The organism is Streptomyces resistomycificus (assembly GCF_001514265.1).
Taxonomy (GTDB): domain Bacteria; phylum Actinomycetota; class Actinomycetes; order Streptomycetales; family Streptomycetaceae; genus Streptomyces; species Streptomyces resistomycificus.
Genome location: NZ_KQ948999.1, coordinates 273,857 through 289,645, shown reverse-complemented (window position 1 = coordinate 289,645; position 15,789 = coordinate 273,857). Strand labels below are relative to the sequence as shown.

The following is a 15,789-nucleotide window of genomic DNA, read 5'->3' as shown; positions in this document are numbered from 1 at the left end:
CTCGCGAACTTCGACGTCAGAAACCTCTCCGTACCCTCCGTGGGCCGGTGATACATCCACGACAACAGACCCAGCGCGAACATGTTCTTGCTCCGCTCGGCCTCCTTACGCGACAGGTCGAAATCCTTCAGCGCCTGAACCGTCAACGACGTCAACGGCACCGGATGCAGGTGATAACCATCCAGCGAACCGTCCTCCAACGGACTGCTCCCATAGCCCACCTTCGCCATCGCCCGCTTGGTGAACTCATCCGTATTGACGATGATCTCCGCACCCCGCGGCAGGTCGCCGATGTTCGCCCTCAACGCCGCCGGATTCATCGCCACCAGCACATTCGGCGCATCACCCGGCGTGAGAATGTCATGGTCGGCGAAATGCAGCTGGAAAGACGAGACGCCCGGCAGCGTGCCGGCAGGGGCCCGGATCTCGGCCGGGAAATTCGGCAGCGTCGACAGATCGTTCCCGAAGGACGCCGTCTCCGAAGTGAAACGATCACCGGTGAGCTGCATACCGTCACCGGAATCCCCGGCGAAACGAATGATCACCCGGTCCAGGCGGCGGACATCCTTAGTGCCTGCCGCTTTGCGCTGCTCTCCCACGACGGTTCCGTCGGCCTGTTCCGCTGGGCTACTGACCTGCGTCACTGATCTGGACCTCCCTCGAGGCGGCTGTCTGGGAGCGACCTACCCGCAGGCCCTCCCAGGACCAACCCTACGACCGCAAGGATCGCCTTCCCTGGGTCATTCGCATGATGGACACGCATTTGAGACGGTTGCTTGCCCCGACTTGTCGTGATTTACCCACCCTCGGCGCTTCCCTAGAAGACGCTTCCGCGACTCCTCCGGTTCTCGCTCGCTCCGTGTCGTGCCGGCGCGACTGACACGGTGTCAGTGTCGGCGGTTTCGGCGGTTGCGACGGTTTCGGGCGGCCGGAAGTTCGGAAGCGCCGAGGGCTTCAGGAGTTCAGGTAGGTGAGGACCGCGAGGACCCGCCGGTGGTCCCCGTCGCTCGGCGACAGCCCGAGCTTCAGGAAGATGTTGCTGACGTGCTTCTCGACGGCCCCGTCGCTCACTACCAGCTGCCGGGCGATCGCGGAGTTCGTACGGCCCTCGGCCATCAGCCCCAGGACCTCGCGCTCCCTCGGGGTGAGTCCCGCGAGCACGTCCTGCTTGCGGCTGCGTCCGAGCAGCTGCGCGACGACCTCGGGGTCCAGGGCCGTACCGCCCTGGGCCACCCGCACCACCGCGTCCACGAACTCACGCACCTCGGCCACCCGGTCCTTCAGCAGATAGCCGACCCCGTGACTGGAACCGGCCAGCAGTTCGGTGGCGTAGCGCTCCTCCACGTACTGCGACAGCACGAGTACGCCGAGTCCGGGATGCGCCTTGCGCAGCTGTACGGCGGCCCGCACCCCCTCGTCGGTGTGCGTCGGCGGCATGCGTACGTCGGCGACCACGACGTCCGGCAGCTCGTCCTGCGCGTCCAGCTCCGTGATGGTCTTGATCAACGCGTTCCCGTCACCGACTCCGGCGACGACGTCGTGCCCCCGGTCGGTCAGCAGCCGGGTCAGGCCCTCCCTGAGCAGCACTGAATCCTCGGCGATGACCACCCGCACCCTGTCCTCCACGATCCTCGGCCCCCCACAGCCCCCGACTACACGCCCGCCCGGACGACGAAGTCCAGCATTCCAGCATTCGGACCCCGGTGCGCCCGGGCAGCGGGAATCCACGGGAATACGGTCACGGCACGGCGGGTTCCGGCCTCCTGCACGGCCTGTTGTCGATCATCCTGTCGTCGATCATCGGGCGTGGCTTCGGTTCGGCGGACGTCAGGCGGTGCCGCGGACCGGCACACCGGCGCACACGGGCACACCGGCACACCGGCACACACAAGGGCGGCGGAGGCCAGAAGCCCCGCCGCCCGTCCGAGCCGCTCTCGCCGCCCCGGTTCGCTCACCGCATCGCCGGCTCCGTCCGCCAGGGCAGCTCCGCGGTCACCCGGGTGGGCCCGCCGGCCGGTGAGTCCACGACAAGGATCCCGTCCACCGCGTCCAACCGCTCCGCGAGCCCGGCCAGCCCCGACCCGGCGGAGGTGTCCGCCCCGCCCACGCCGTCGTCCACGACCTGCAACATCAGCCGGTTCTCCACCCGCCACACATCCACCGCGGCCCAGCTCGCCCGGGCGTGCTTGCTGATGTTCTGCAGCAGCTCCGACACCGTGAAGTACGCGATCCCCTCGATCGCCGCCGCCGGCCGGGACCGCAGATCCACCTCCACCTGCACGGGCACGGTGCACCGGGATGCCACCGCCGACAGCGCCGCGTCCAGCCCCCGGTCCGTCAGGACGGCGGGGTGGATCCCGCGCGCCAGGTCCCGCAGCTCCTGCAGTGCCGTCTTCACCTCGCCGTGCGCGTCGTCCACCATCCGCGCCGCCGCCTGCGGATCCTCCGCGAGCTTCTCCTTCGCCAGCCCCAGATCCATGGCCAGCGCCACCAGCCGGGCCTGCGCCCCGTCGTGCAGGTCCCGCTCGATGCGCCGCAGGTCGGCCGCCGCGGTGTCGACGACGACTCCCCGGTCCGACTCCAGCTCCACCACCCGCGCCGACAGCCGTGTCGGTCCGAGCAGCCCGTGCACCATCACCCGGTCCACCATCGTCAGCGCCCGCACGATCCACGGCGTGGCCAGCGTGAACAGCAGCCCCACCAGCGCCGTCACGGTGATCTCGAAGGGGTTGTCGAGATAGATCTGGTGGGTCTCGTCGCCGTAGAGCTGGAGTCCGTCCTGACCGCCGTACACCGGGAAGAGCCAGAACCACAGCGGGTACGTCAGCAGCGCCCAGCCGTACACCCAGAGGTTCACCGCGACGACGAACGAGAACACCGCCCACGGCAGGTGCAGCACCGCGTACAGCAGCGTCCGCCACGAGGTGCCGCTCTTGAGGACCGCCCCGATCCAGGGCATCACGCCGTGCTTGTTCATCCGCAACGGCTCCGGGTCGGCCACCTCCAGACCCAGCAGCGCCCGGGCCCGCGTCCGCTCCAGCGCCCCGAACGCGCGGCACCCCGCCAGCCCGGCCGCCAGCACCGGAATGCCGAGGAAGGTCACGAGCAGTCCCGCGCCCAGTGACACCATCGTGACGGCGTACGTGAACAGCACGATGCTGATCGGCAGGCTCAGCAGCACATAGCCGAACTCGCGCCAGCTGCGCCCCTCGAACGGCGCCCGGAGGCCGGCCGGCAGCCGGTGCCGCCGTACGCTCTCGCGGGGGCCGAGCTCAGCGTCGTACCCGTAGCCCTGCCCGTAGTCCGTGGCCATCGGCGTAGTCCTTCTCCTCGTCCTGCTGCTTGCCGTCGTACCTCACCCTGCTCGGTCGCGGCCCCGCGGACCATGGAGTCCGTCGGCGTCTCGGGAGGGGGGTTTTCCCTACCCCCGGGCGTCGAACGTCCGGTCCCGCCACGGCAGCTCCGCCGTCACCACGGTCGGTCCGCCCGGCGGCGAGTCGATGACGAACAGGCCGTCCACGGCGCCCAGCCGGTCGGCGAGTCCCCGCATGCCGGTACCGCCGTCGAGGCGCGCGCCGCCACGGCCGTCGTCCCACACCTGGATGAGCAACCGGTCGTCCGCCCGCCACACGTCGACGGACGCGGTCCGCGCCCCGCTGTGCTTGCTGACGTTCTGCAGCAGCTCCGAGACCGTGAAGTAGGCGATGCCCTCGATCGCGGCGGCGGGCCTGCTGGGCAGGTCGGCCGTCACCTTCACCGGCACCGTGCAGCGCGAGGCGACGGAGGACAGGGCGGCGTCGAGACCGCGGTCCGTCAGCACGGCGGGGTGGATGCCCCGGGCCAGATCACGCAGCTCCTGCAACGCCAGTTTGACCTCGCCGTGCGCCTCCGCGACCATCACCGCCGCCGTGTCCGGGTCCTCCAGCAGCTTCTCCTTGGCCAGGCCCAGCCCCATCGCCAGGTTGACCAGCCGGGCCTGCGCCCCGTCGTGCAGATCGCGCTCGATACGCCGCAGGTCGGCCGCCGCGGTGTCGACCACGACCCCCCGGTCCGACTCCAGCTCGGCGATCCGCCGCTCCAGCTCGTCGGAGGGCGACAGCAGACCGCGCACCATCGCCCGGTCCACGTTGCTCAGCCCCCGGGCGATGAACGGCAGCACCGGCCACAGCACGAACAACGAGGTCAGCGTGATGGTGAAGGTCAGGACACCCCAGGGCAGCCGGATGAAGTCGTACAGCACCGTCCGCCAGCCCACCGGGTCCTTGATCCCCATCCACAGCTGCGCGACGAAGCCGTGCTTGCTGCCGCGCAGGGGCAGCGGCGTCGGCTCGTCGACCCGTACCCCGAGCAGCGCCCTGGCCCGCGCCCGCTCCAGCTTCCCCAGCTGCCGCGCACCCATCAGGCCGGCCGCGAGCAGTGGCAAGCCGATCACCGTGACGGTCAGCCAGAAGCCGGTGAACAACACCGTCACGACGTAGACGAAGCCCAGCAGTGACACCGGCAGGTTCGCCAGGAGGTGCGCGATCTCCTTCCAGGTGTGCCGGTCGAAGGCGAAACGGGCAGGCGGCAGACGGTCGCTGTCCGCTTCCCCGGAGGGTCTCGAAGACGGTAGACGTTCGGTCATACGGGTTAGCGTGCCGGGCGCCGGGCCGCCGCGCCATGAGGCGGACCGCCCCGCCGGCCCGGGGGAAAACCCCACCCAGGCACGTCAACGCGTGACGGCCTGCTTACCTCGTCTTTAGCAGGCCCTAGACTCCCGTGCGTACAGATCGTCGAACAGTGAGGTTCACGCGGACCGTCGGAGAGCGGCGGGCACGCGGAACACCCACGGCGGCGTTCACGTAGTGACAGGGTCCACGGGGTCCACGGGGTCCGGCGGACCCACAGGGTCAACGGGGCCACAGGGTCAACGGGGCCACAGGGTCCACGAGGCCTCGGGGTCCACGAGGTCAGGGAGCGAGGGACGGACGTGCCGGAACCGACCGTCGTCGATTCGACCGTCGTCGTCGCGGCGGACTACTTCCAGTCGTACTCGGTCGTCGGGCTGCTCGCCGTCGTCGGCGTGCTGTTCGTCGCCGTCGCCTTCGGAGCCGGGCGCCTGCTGCGACCCGTGGTCCCCACCCCCGAGAAGCTCCTGACGTACGAGTGCGGTGTCGACCCCGTCGGCGAGGGCTGGGCCCACACCCAGGTCCGCTACTACGTCTACGCCTTCCTGTACGTCATCTTCGCCGTCGACTCGATCTTCCTGTTCCCCTGGGCGACCGTCTTCGCCGCCCCCGGGTACGGCGCGACGACCCTCGTGGAGATGTTCATCTTCCTCGGCTTCCTGGCCGTGGGTCTGCTCTACGCATACAAGAAGGGAGTCCTGGCATGGACGTGAACTCCTCGACCCCTTCGGTTCCTCCTTCTGCCGCTCCTTCGGTCCCCGAACCGGTGCTGCTCCCCGAGCCGAAGCGGCTGGGCGCGCTCGCCCGCCTCGCACCCGAGCCGATGAAGGTGGTCCTGAACTGGGGCCGGCGCTACTCCCTCTGGGTCTTCAACTTCGGCCTCGCCTGCTGCGCGATCGAGTTCATCGCCGCGTCGATGGCCCGCCACGACTTCATCCGCCTCGGCGTCATCCCCTTCGCGCCCGGACCGCGCCAGGCCGATCTGATGGTGGTCTCGGGCACGGTGACCGACAAGATGGCCCCGGCCGTGAAGCGCCTCTACGAACAGATGCCCGAGCCCAAGTACGTCATCTCCTTCGGCGCCTGTTCCAACTGCGGCGGCCCCTACTGGGACTCGTACTCCGTCACCAAGGGTGTCGACCAGATCATCCCGGTCGACGTCTACGTCCCCGGCTGCCCGCCCCGTCCCGAGGCCCTTCTCCAGGGCATCCTCAAACTCCAGGAGAAGATCGCCCGGGAGTCCCTGGGGGAGCGGTACGGATCCGGCACGGCGCGTCCGTCGGCGGCCGCGCTCCAGAGCGGGCTGGTGCGACCGCCGGCCGCCGAGTCCGCCGAGTCCGCCGAGTCCGCCGAGTCCGCCAAGGCCGCCGAGTCCGCCGAATCCGCCGAGGGGGACCCGCGATGACCGTGGTCGGCTGGCTGCCCGCCCCCGCCGAGGAACTGTTCGGCCCGCAGGCCACGGCGGAGGAGTCGTACGAGGTCCTGACCGTGGACGTACCCCCCTCCTCCTGGATCTCGGCACTGGAAGCGGCCCGCGACCGCCTCGGCTGCACCTACTTCGACTGGCTCAGCGCGGTCGACGAACCCGGCACCGGCTTCCGCGTCTCGGCCCACGTCGTGGCGCTCTCCCCAGTACGCCGCCTCCTCGTCCGTACGACCGTCCCGCACGACGCCCCCGCCCTGCCGACCGCCGTCGACGTGTACGCCGGTGCCGCCTGGCACGAGCGCGAGACCCACGAGATGTTCGGCGTCGCCTTCGAGGGCCACCCCGCCCTGGACCACCTCCTGCTCCCCGAGGGCTTCGAGGGCCACCCCCTCCGCAAGGACTTCGTCCTCGCCGCCCGCGTCGCCAAGGCCTGGCCAGGTGCCAAGGAACCCGGCGAGTCCGAACACGGCGGCCCCAAACGCCGCCAGATGCTCCCCCCCGGCGTCCCCGACCCCAACGAATGGGGCCCCCTCAAGGGTCAACTCCCCCCGGCCCCCACCCGCCCGGCCCGCGGAGCGGGCCGCACCCCGGGCGAACGTCCCGCGCGATCGGCAGCCCCCGGCGAACGCCCGGCACGCGCCGCTGGTGAGCGTCCGGCGGCACGCGCTGTGGGTGACCGGCCGGTGCGGCGTTCCCGCACGGCGTCGGAGGGCTCGGCGAGCCAGACGAGCCCGGAGGCGCGTGCCCCGGAGGGCGCGACCACCCCGGCGTCCACACCCGAGGCCGCGGACACGCCCGCCGCCCCGAGGCGTTCCCGCACGGCGTCGGAGGGCTCAGCGAGCCAGACGAGCCCGGAGGCGCGTGCCACGAAGGGCGCGACCGAGGCGCCTCAGCCCGCGGATGCGCCGGGTAGGGATATCTCGAGTGCGGACGCCTCAGGTGCCAAGTCCTCGGGTACGGACGCCTCGGGTGCCGAGTCCTCGGGTGCGGAGACCTCAGGTGTGGAGGCCTCCGGTGTGGAGGCCTCCGGTGCGGAGACCTCCAGTACTGATGTGGCGGGTACGGATGTACCGCCCGCGGTTGCTCCGCCCAGGGAAGCGCCGGTCGCCCGGCGTCGTGCGCGCACGACGTCCGAGGGGTCGGCGAGTCAGCGAGACATGCCCGGTACGGCGGCGTCATCTGACGACACCGACGACACCGACGAGGCCGCCGCGCCTCCGCAGGCCGGCGGCACGCCCCCGAAGGCCGCCACCCCGCGCAGCCCGGACGCCCCCTGGCACCACGCCCGCCCGGCCTTCGACGAACCGGAGCCCGAGCGAGGTGTTGAGGCAGAGCCGAGCACCAGGACCGACGCTGCGACGGAGGCCGGGTCCGGGGCCGAGACCGTGACCGACGCTGCGACGGAGGCCGGGTCCGGCGCCGAGACCGTGACTGGGGCTGAGCCCCGAGCGGGGGCCGGTAGCGGGACCGCAGGCGAGGCCGGAGCCGAGCAGGTACCGCCTGCCGAACCCACACCGGCAGCCACACCGGAAGCTGCAGCCGGGCAAGCAGCCAAAGCCGCGGCCGACGCGGAATCCGCAGCCGCAGCCGCAGCCGACCCGGAGTCCGAGGTCGACACCGACACCGAGGCCGACGCCGACGCCGACGCGGAGACCGGAACCCGGCAGGCTCCCACCCCCAAGCCCGCCCCCGAAAACCCCGCAGGAGGCCCGCAGTGAACGACGTGCTCGACGTCGCCTTGCGACTCCTGGTCGTCTTCGTCGTCTTTCTCACCTTCCCCCTGATCATCGGCCAGACCGAGCACAAGGTCATGGCCCACATGCAGGGCCGCCTCGGCCCGATGTACGCCGGCGGCTTCCATGGCTGGGCCCAGCTCGTCGCCGACGGTGTGAAGTTCGCGCAGAAGGAGGACGTCGTACCCGCGGGCGCGGACCGCCGTATCTTCCAACTCGCCCCCGCCGTGGCCCTCCTCCCGTACCTCCTGGTCCTCCTCGCCATCCCCATCGGCCCCGGCGAGGGCGCAGTCGGCGAGGTCGTCGACGCCGGTATCTTCTTCGTCCTCGCAGTGATGGGTGTGGGAGTCCTCGGCTCGCTCATGGCCGGCTGGGCCTCCGCCAACAAGTTCTCCCTCCTCGGCGGCCTACGTACCGCCGCGCAACTCCTCGCCTACGAACTCCCGATGCTGCTCACCGCCGCCTCGGTGGCCATGGCGGCCGGCACGGTCTCGATCCCCGGCATCCTCGACGCCTTCGAGTGGTGGTGGCTGCCCTGGCAGATCGTCGGCGCGATCGTCTTCTTCGTGGCCGGCCTCGCCGAACTCCAGCGCCCGCCCTTCGACATGCCCGTCGCCGACTCGGAGATCATCTTCGGTGCCTACACCGAGTACACGGGCCTCCGCTTCGCTCTGTTCCTCCTCGCCGAGTACGCCGGCATCGTCGTCCTGTGCGGCCTGACCACCGTCCTCTTCCTGGGCGGTTGGCACGGCCCCTGGGGCGCCGACGGCCTGGGCTGGGTCTGGACGCTGTTGAAGACCGCCGTCCTCGCCTTCATCGTGATCTGGCTCCGCGTCACCTACCCCCGCCTGCGTGAGGACCAGCTCCAGAAGTTCTCCTGGACCCTCCTCGTCCCCCTCTCCCTCGCCCAGATCGCCCTCACCGGCATCGTCAAGGTGGTGATCCAGTAACCATGGCCCCCTTCCCCGGCTCCGGCCTCGCCAAGGGCCTGGCCGTCACCCTCCGCACGATGACGCGGAAGACCGTCACCGAGCAGTACCCGGACGTCCAGCCCGATCTCCCGCCCCGCACCCGCGGCGTGATCGGCCTGTTCGAGGAGAACTGCACGGTCTGCATGCTGTGCGCCCGGGAGTGCCCGGACTGGTGCATCTACATCGACTCCCACAAGGAGACGGTCCCCGCGGCGGCCCCTGGCGGCCGCGAACGCAGCCGTAACGTCCTCGACCGCTTCGCCATCGACTTCTCCCTGTGCATGTACTGCGGTATCTGCATCGAGGTCTGTCCTTTCGACGCTCTGTTCTGGTCCCCGGAGTTCGAGTACGCCGAGACCGACATCCGCGACCTCACCCACGAACGTGACAAGCTCCGCGACTGGATGTGGACCGTCCCGGCCCCGCCCGCCCTCGACCCCGCCGCGGAGGAGCCGAAGGAGATCGCCGCCGCCCGCAAGACGGCGGAGAAGCTCGCCGCGGCCCAAGCCGAAGCGACACCAGAGCCCGCCCGGTCGCCCAAGCCCGCCCAGTCGCCCGAGCCCGCTCAGGAGCCTCCGCCCGCCCCGTCGGCCGAGTCCACGCCGCCGGCCCCGCCCGCCCCGAAGCCCGCCCCGAAGCCGCAGGAGGGAGACGCGTGAGCTCCGCTTCCACCGTGCTGACCTCCGCCGCCGGCGAGACCCACGGTTTCCTCTCCCCGACCGGCGTCGAGATCGCCTTCCTCCTCGTCGGCCTGGTCACCTTCGGCGCCGCGCTGGTCACCGTCACCACCAAGCAGCTGGTGCACGCCGCCCTGTGGCTGGTGGTCGCCCTCGGCGGTCTGGCCGTCGAGTACCTCCTGCTCACCGCCGAGTTCATCGCCTGGGTGCAGGTCCTCATCTACGTCGGCTCCGTAGTCGTCCTCCTCCTGTTCGGTCTGATGCTCACCAGAGCTCCCATCGGCCGCTCCCCGGACGCCGACTCCGGCAACCGCTGGGCCGCCCTCCTCGTGGCCGTCGCCGCCGCGGCCGCCCTGGTCTGGGTCGTCGTCGACGCCTTCCGCACCACCTGGATCGACCTGGACGGCCCGGCGGCAGGCTCCACCGAGGCCACCGGCGCCAGCCTCTTCCAGAACTGGGTCCTCCCCTTCGAGGCCCTCTCCGTCCTCCTCCTCGCGGCCCTGGTCGGCGCGATCGTCCTGTCCCGCAAGACGAAGGCGGAGATGAGCTCTCCCCCTGTGAACTCCCGAACCGCCACCAAGAGTTCCCGCCCGGTCACAGAGAGTTCGCAATCTGTTCCGGGCGCCCGGACGAACCCTGCCGAACAGGAAGGCGCCAGCTGATGCACCTCGCCTATCCCGCGGTGCTCTCCGCCCTCCTCTTCTGCACCGGCCTGTACGGCGTCCTCGCCCGCCGCAACGCCATCCTGGTTCTGATGTCGGTCGAGCTGATGCTCAACGCCGTCAACCTCAACCTCGTCGCCTTCGACGTCTGGCTCAGCAAGGCCGCCGAGGAGACCCTGCACTCCGGCCAGGCCCTGACCCTGTTCACCATCGCCATCGCCGCCGCCGAGATCGGTATCGGCCTCGCGATCGTCCTCGCCGTCCACCGCAACCGCGGCACCGCGGACATCGACAGGCTCCGCGACACGGCCGAGGGCCACGAGAGCCAGTCGTCCGACGGCGCGGACCACTCCGATGGCTCCGACGGCTCCGACAGTGACGCCCACACGGCCGCGCAGGCCGGTCGGGCCGGGAAGGCTGAGGCCACCGCGTGACCACCACCACCCTCGCCGTCCTCGTCCCCCTCCTTCCCTTCCTGGGCGCCGCCGCCGGCCTGCTTCTCGGTCGCACGGCCCCCGGCTTCGTCCGCCCACTCGCCGTTCTGCCGACGCTCGCCGCCCTCGCGCTCGCCGCGGTGGTCGCCGTGCGCCAGGGCGGCGAGCAGGCCGTCGACGCCGCCACCGAGCTCACCCCCACCGGCTCGGTCCCCATCGAACTCGCCCTGCACATCGACGGCTTCGCCGCGCTCGTAGCCGTCCTGGTCGGCTTCGTCGCCACCTGCGTGCAGATCTACTCCACGGGCTACCTCCGCGACGACCCGCGCTACCCCTCGTACGCCGCACTCGTCTCCCTCTTCACCTCCGCGATGCTGCTCGTCGTCTACTCCGGCGACCTGATGGTGCTCCTGGTCGGCTGGGAGATCATGGGCATCTGCTCGTACTTCCTGGTCGGCCACTACTGGGAGACCCCGGAGGCCCGCGCCGCCTCCCTCAAGGCCTTCCTGGTCACCAAGCTCGGCGACGTGCCCTTCCTCATCGGTCTGTTCGCGCTGGCCACCGACGCCGGGTCCTTCCGCATCACGCGTGTCCTCGGCTCCGTCGCGAGCGGCGGGCTCGACCACCCGACCCTGATCGCGCTGCTGCTCCTGGCGGGCGTGGCGGGCAAGTCGGCGCAGTTCCCGCTGCACACCTGGCTCCCCGACGCGATGGCGGGCCCGACTCCCGTCTCCGCGCTGATCCACGCCGCGACGATGGTCGCCGCCGGTGTCTACTTCATCGCCCGTCTCCTTCCGGTGTTCGAGGCATCCCAGGCGGCGATGGTCGTTCTGGCCGTCATGGCCGCCGTCACGATGACCGGTTCGGCGCTCGCCGCACTCGCCCAGGACGACATCAAGCGCGTCCTCGCCTACTCGACGATCGGCCAGCTCGGATACATGACCGGCGCCCTCGCCGTCGGCGACCGCGGAGCCGCCGTCTTCCACCTCCTCTCGCACGGCGCCTTCAAGGCCCTGCTGTTCCTCGCCGCAGGCGTGATCATCCACGCCGCCGGCACCAACTCACTGGCCGCCATGTCCCGTATGGGCAACCTGCGCGACCGTGTCCCCGACGCCTTCTGGACGATGACCGTGGCGCTCCTCGCGCTCGCCGCGATCCCGCCCTTCAGCGGCTTCTTCTCCAAGGAGTCGGTGCTCGGCGCCGCCGAACACGTCGTCACCGGCCACACCGAGCACGCGCCCGGCGCCGCGGGCTGGACCGTCCTGGTCGCGGGCCTGCTCACCGCCCTGCTCACCGCCGCCTACGCGACCCGCCTGTGGCTGCTGGCCTTCCGAGGCCGGGGCACCGAGGCACCCGACCACGGGCGCCAGCCCCTCACCATGACCGTCGTGCTGTGGGTGCTCGCCGTCCCGTCCCTCGCCGTCGGCGCACTCGCCTACCGCGTGCTGCCCGACTGGTTCGACGGCCGTGACCTGACCCCGACCCTGGCCACCTCCGTACTCGGCACGGGCGTTGCCCTGGTCGGCGCCATCGTCACCTACGCCGCCTGGCGGCACACCGCGACGATGGCGGCGGCCTCCCCGATCGGCGCCGTCGCCGCCCACCCCGAGGGTGACGCCGGACTCGTCGAGGCCGAGGCCATCGCGAGCCACGCGCCGGCATACGGAGACGTGGCCTCAGCGCCCGACCCGGCGGACCCGAGCCGTCTTCTGCTCGGCCCGCTGCACCGCCACGCAGCCGTCGGCTTCCACCTCGACGCCCTGTACACGGCCCTCTTCGTCCGTCCCGTCCAGGCCGGAGCGACCCTTGTCCGGTTCCTGGACCGGGAGGTCGTCGACACCTACGTACGCGGCGCGGGTGCGCTGCCCCGGCTGCTGGGAGCCGCCGTACGGCGCGCCCAGACCGGCAATCTGCAGACCTATGTGAGCGCGCTGCTCGCCGGCACCGTCGTCCTGGTGGTCGCCGCCGTCCTCGTCGCCACGGGAGCGTGAGCAGGCGTGATCGATATCAACGAGTCCGTGATGCAGGTCCTTCTGGCGTTCATCGTGGCCGGTCCGCTCCTCGGCGCCGTCACGGCTCTGCTCCCGGCCCCGCCGGGGCTGAGGGGGAAGTCACCCGAGCAGGCCGTGCTGCGGCACGGTGTGACGGTCACCGGCGTGATCCTCATCGCCGCCGTCGTCCTCGCGCTCGGCTTCGACCACGACCACCCGTCGAAGATGCAGGCCACGACCGACATCAGCTGGATCCCCGCACTCGACGTGCGCATCCACCTCGGCATCGACGGCATCTCCCTCCCCCTTCTGGTCCTGACCGCGCTGCTGACCTTCCTCTGCGCGCTCTACTCCTACTTCAAGATGCCCGCGGGCCCGACCCCGAAGGCGTTCGTCGCACTGCTGCTCGTCCTGGAGTCCGGCACCCTCGCCACCTTCGCCGTCCTCGACCTGCTGCTGTTCTTCCTCGCCTTCGAAATGGTCCTCATCCCGATGTACTTCCTCATCGCCCGCTGGGGCGGTGAGCAACGGACCCAGGCAGCCTGGAAGTTCATCCTCTTCACCCTGCTCGGATCCGTGGTCATGCTGCTCGGCCTGCTCCTGATCGGAATCAAGGCGGGCACATTCGACATGGTGGCACTCGCCACTGACAACGGCCGGTCACTGACCACATCCGTGCAGGTCATCGCGGTTTTGGCGATCGGGATCGGGCTCGCGGTCAAGACCCCGATGTGGCCGCTGCACAGCTGGCTGCCCGACGCCCACACCGCCGCCCCGACCGTCGGCTCGGTGCTCCTGGCCGGCGTCATGCTGAAGATGGGAACCTACGGGTTCGTCCGGATCCTGCTGCCGATCACACCGGACGGCTTCCGCACCTTCGCGCCCTACCTCGCGGCCTTCGCAGTGGTCGGGATCATCTACGGATCCCTGGCCTGTCTGGCCCTGGCCAAGCGGGGAGCGAAGGGTGACCTCAAGCGGCTCATCGCCTACTCGTCCGTCGGCCACATGGGCTTCGTCCTGCTCGGCATCGCCAGCACGACCCCGACCGGCGTGAACGGCGCCCTGTTCGCCAACATCGCCCACGGACTCATCACCGGCCTCCTCTTCTTCCTGGTGGGAGCCCTGAAGGACCGCACCGGCACCACCGACCTCGACACCCTCGCCGAGGAGACCGGCGCCGCGCTCTACGGCAAGGCCCCCCGTCTCGGCGGCCTGCTCGCCTTCGCCGCCGTCGCCTCGCTCGGCCTGCCCGGCCTCGCCGGTTTCTGGGGCGAGATGCTGGCGCTGTTCGGCGCGTTCCAGCCCGCCGACGACCTCAGCCGCCCCGCCTTCCTCACTTTCATGGCGATCGGCGCGTTCGGCACGTTGCTGACGGCCGCGTACATGCTGATCGTGGTCCGCCGCGTCTGCATGGGCGCCGTACGGCAGGAAGCTCCGCAGCTCGCCGACGTCCGCACCTACGAGCTCGCGGCCTGGGCCCCGCTCGTCGCCCTCACCGTCGTCGCCGGACTGTGGCCCAAGGTCCTCCTCGGACTGACCGACCCGGCCGTGCAGCAGCTCCTCTCAGGAGGCACCCGATGAGCTCCCTCGCCCAGCCGCCAGCCGCGAACCTCGTCCAGTCCGTCGACTGGCTCGCCATCGCGCCGCCCACCATCGCGGCGGTCGTCGGACTCGTCGTGCTCGTCGCCGACCTGTTCGTGGGGGAGCGCAGGAAGGCTCTCCTCGGCTGGCTGTCGGTCGCGGGCCTCGCCGCCTCGACGTTCATGCTGCTGCCCCTCCTGGACGGCGACCGCAGCACCTTCTGCCTCACCGGCGCCCCCGACGTGTGCAGCTACACGGCCGACCGTTTCACCCTCGTCCTCCAGCTCCTCGTCCTCGGCGGCGCCCTGCTCGCGGCCCTCCTGTCGGTCACCGCCCTCAAGGACGCCGACAAGGGGCTCCCGGAGGGGGAGTACTGGTTCCTGCTGCTGTCCTCCGCGGCCGGCGCGGCCCTCCTGCCCGCCTCCCGCGACCTGGCCACCCTGATCGTCGCCCTGGAGGTCGCCTCCCTGCCCGCCTTCGCCCTCGTGGGCCTACGGCACGGCGACAGGAAGTCGTCCGAAGCGGCCCTGAAGTTCTTCCTGTCCTCGGTCACCGCGACCGCGGTCAGCCTCATGGGCATCAGCTTCGTGTACGCCTCCACCGGCACCCTCTACCTGACCCGCATCGCCGACCGTATCCAGGACGTCGACGGACAGCTCCACACCCTCGCCCAGACCGGCGTCGCCCTCACCCTCATCGGCTTCGCCTTCAAGACCGCTGCCGTCCCCTTCCACTTCTGGGTGCCGGACACCTACGTGGGAGCGCCCCTCCCGATCGCCGCCTACCTGTCGGTCGTCGGCAAGGCGGTCGGCTTCTCCGGCCTCATCCTCGTCACGGTCGTCGCCCTCCCGTCGTACGCCGACGTGTGGGGCCCCGCGCTCGCGGCGCTCGCCGCCCTCACCATGACCGTCGGCAATGTCGGCGCCCTCCGCCAGCAGGCCACGCGCGCGTACAGCGCGGTACGGCTGCTCGCCTGGTCATCCGTCGGACAGGCCGGCTACCTGCTCGTACCGATCGCCGCCGCCGCGTACTCCGACGACGCCGAGCGGTCGATCGGCTCCACGGTCGCGTACGCCCTCATGTACGCCGCCGTGAACCTCGGCGCCTTCGCGGTGGCGGCCCTGGTCGGCCGTACGAAGCTGCTCAACCGCGTCTCCGACTACCGAGGCCTGTACGCGTCGAACCCGCTCGCCGCCCTCCTCCTGGCGTTCTTCCTGCTCTGCCTCGCCGGACTGCCGCCCGGCATCATCGGCCTCTTCGCGAAGGTCACGGTGTTCTCCGCGGCCGTCGACGCGGGTCTCGGCTGGCTCGCCGTGGTCATGGCCGTCAACGTAGTGATCGCGCTCTTCTACTACCTCCAGTGGACGGCCCTGCTGTTCCGCGCCCCCGAGGGCGAACCCGCCGTGCACCGCGTCCCCGCTCCGCTCACGGCAGCGATCGCCCTGACCGGTGTCCTCGCCATCGCCCTCTCCGGAGCGCCCCAGCTGGTCCTGCGCTTCACCGACACCGGACTCTTCTGAGCGCGGACCAGCGCCCTCACCCGGACGGCCCACGCGGGCCGCCGTGCGCACAAGGGAACTGGAGACCCTCGCCTGGCGTTGACCAGAACGGGAGGGTCCACTGGACATGTCCCCACGACACCAGTGG

At 70.8% G+C, this 15,789-nt stretch carries 14 protein-coding genes; 10 read left to right on the top strand and 4 right to left on the bottom strand.

All coding sequences use genetic code 11. From position 1 onward, the window contains the following. From AQJ84_RS31670 to AQJ84_RS31655, 4 genes are all read right to left on the bottom strand, one after another. Nucleotides 1–644: 2-oxoacid:acceptor oxidoreductase family protein (locus tag AQJ84_RS31670; protein ID WP_211276883.1), on the bottom strand; the 644-nt coding region annotated here is incomplete at its 3' end. Between the two features lie 310 nt (nt 645–954). Continuing rightward, nucleotides 955–1,614, bottom strand: coding sequence for a response regulator transcription factor (locus AQJ84_RS31665; RefSeq protein WP_310591804.1), 660 nt, complete (start codon nt 1,612–1,614; stop codon nt 955–957). A 337-nt stretch (nt 1,615–1,951) separates the two neighbouring features. Next, on the bottom strand, nt 1,952–3,313 hold the full coding sequence (locus AQJ84_RS31660) for a sensor histidine kinase (protein ID WP_030043119.1): 1,362 nt from the start codon (nt 3,311–3,313) through the stop codon (nt 1,952–1,954). A 108-nt stretch (nt 3,314–3,421) separates the two neighbouring features. Continuing rightward, a complete protein-coding gene (locus tag AQJ84_RS31655) occupies nt 3,422–4,624 on the bottom strand; it encodes a sensor histidine kinase (RefSeq protein WP_030043121.1) in 1,203 nt (400 codons plus the stop codon). A gap of 345 nt (nt 4,625–4,969) precedes the next feature. On the opposite strand from AQJ84_RS31655, the gene AQJ84_RS31650 reads away from it, so the two are divergent. Genes AQJ84_RS31650 through AQJ84_RS31605 form a run of 10 tightly spaced genes read left to right on the top strand, consistent with a single transcriptional unit; the run spans nt 4,970 to nt 15,662 of the window. Continuing rightward, a complete protein-coding gene (locus AQJ84_RS31650; RefSeq protein WP_030043122.1) occupies nt 4,970–5,380 on the top strand; it encodes an NADH-quinone oxidoreductase subunit A in 411 nt (136 codons plus the stop codon). Next, nucleotides 5,371–6,072 (top strand): NADH-quinone oxidoreductase subunit B, encoded by a 702-nt coding sequence (locus AQJ84_RS31645; RefSeq protein ID WP_053193570.1) that lies wholly within the window; start codon nt 5,371–5,373, stop codon nt 6,070–6,072. The genes AQJ84_RS31650 and AQJ84_RS31645 overlap by 10 nt, the downstream gene beginning before the upstream one ends. Then, a complete protein-coding gene (locus AQJ84_RS43790) occupies nt 6,069–7,811 on the top strand; it encodes an NADH-quinone oxidoreductase subunit C (RefSeq protein WP_063785391.1) in 1,743 nt (580 codons plus the stop codon). The genes AQJ84_RS31645 and AQJ84_RS43790 overlap by 4 nt, the downstream gene beginning before the upstream one ends. Beyond that, a complete protein-coding gene (locus tag AQJ84_RS31635; RefSeq protein ID WP_030043125.1) occupies nt 7,808–8,776 on the top strand; it encodes a complex I subunit 1/NuoH family protein in 969 nt (322 codons plus the stop codon). The genes AQJ84_RS43790 and AQJ84_RS31635 overlap by 4 nt, the downstream gene beginning before the upstream one ends. Before the next feature lie 2 nt (nt 8,777–8,778). Then, nucleotides 8,779–9,456: a NuoI/complex I 23 kDa subunit family protein gene (locus AQJ84_RS31630; RefSeq protein ID WP_030043126.1), complete on the top strand. Its 678-nt coding sequence runs from the start codon at nt 8,779–8,781 to the stop codon at nt 9,454–9,456. Further along, nucleotides 9,453–10,136 carry an NADH-quinone oxidoreductase subunit J family protein gene (locus tag AQJ84_RS31625; protein WP_037803856.1) on the top strand — a complete coding sequence of 228 codons (684 nt, stop codon included), beginning with the start codon at nt 9,453–9,455 and terminating at the stop codon, nt 10,134–10,136. The genes AQJ84_RS31630 and AQJ84_RS31625 overlap by 4 nt, the downstream gene beginning before the upstream one ends. Then, nucleotides 10,136–10,570 carry an NADH-quinone oxidoreductase subunit NuoK gene (gene nuoK, locus AQJ84_RS31620; protein WP_030043128.1) on the top strand — a complete coding sequence of 145 codons (435 nt, stop codon included), beginning with the start codon at nt 10,136–10,138 and terminating at the stop codon, nt 10,568–10,570. Before AQJ84_RS31625 ends, nuoK begins: the two co-directional genes overlap by 1 nt. Beyond that, nucleotides 10,567–12,561, top strand: a complete 1,995-nt coding sequence (locus AQJ84_RS31615; RefSeq protein WP_053193567.1) for an NADH-quinone oxidoreductase subunit 5 family protein — start codon at nt 10,567–10,569, stop codon at nt 12,559–12,561. The genes nuoK and AQJ84_RS31615 overlap by 4 nt, the downstream gene beginning before the upstream one ends. Nucleotides 12,562–12,567: 6 nt before the next feature. Then, nucleotides 12,568–14,142, top strand: coding sequence for an NADH-quinone oxidoreductase subunit M (locus tag AQJ84_RS31610; protein WP_030043131.1), 1,575 nt, complete (start codon nt 12,568–12,570; stop codon nt 14,140–14,142). Continuing rightward, nucleotides 14,139–15,662, top strand: coding sequence for an NADH-quinone oxidoreductase subunit N (locus tag AQJ84_RS31605; protein ID WP_030043132.1), 1,524 nt, complete (start codon nt 14,139–14,141; stop codon nt 15,660–15,662). The genes AQJ84_RS31610 and AQJ84_RS31605 overlap by 4 nt, the downstream gene beginning before the upstream one ends. Nucleotides 15,663–15,789: the final 127 nt, after the last annotated feature.

Coding starts and splice junctions, on each gene's coding strand:
- AQJ84_RS31660 (WP_030043119.1), bottom strand. CDS start 3,313: ATGGCCACGGACTACGGGCAGGGCTACGGGTACGACGCTGAGCTCGGC.
- AQJ84_RS31655 (WP_030043121.1), bottom strand. CDS start 4,624: ATGACCGAACGTCTACCGTCTTCGAGACCCTCCGGGGAAGCGGACAGC.
- AQJ84_RS31645 (WP_053193570.1), top strand. CDS start 5,371: ATGGACGTGAACTCCTCGACCCCTTCGGTTCCTCCTTCTGCCGCTCCT.
- AQJ84_RS43790 (WP_063785391.1), top strand. CDS start 6,069: ATGACCGTGGTCGGCTGGCTGCCCGCCCCCGCCGAGGAACTGTTCGGC.
- AQJ84_RS31630 (WP_030043126.1), top strand. CDS start 8,779: ATGGCCCCCTTCCCCGGCTCCGGCCTCGCCAAGGGCCTGGCCGTCACC.
- nuoK (WP_030043128.1), top strand. CDS start 10,136: ATGCACCTCGCCTATCCCGCGGTGCTCTCCGCCCTCCTCTTCTGCACC.
- AQJ84_RS31605 (WP_030043132.1), top strand. CDS start 14,139: ATGAGCTCCCTCGCCCAGCCGCCAGCCGCGAACCTCGTCCAGTCCGTC.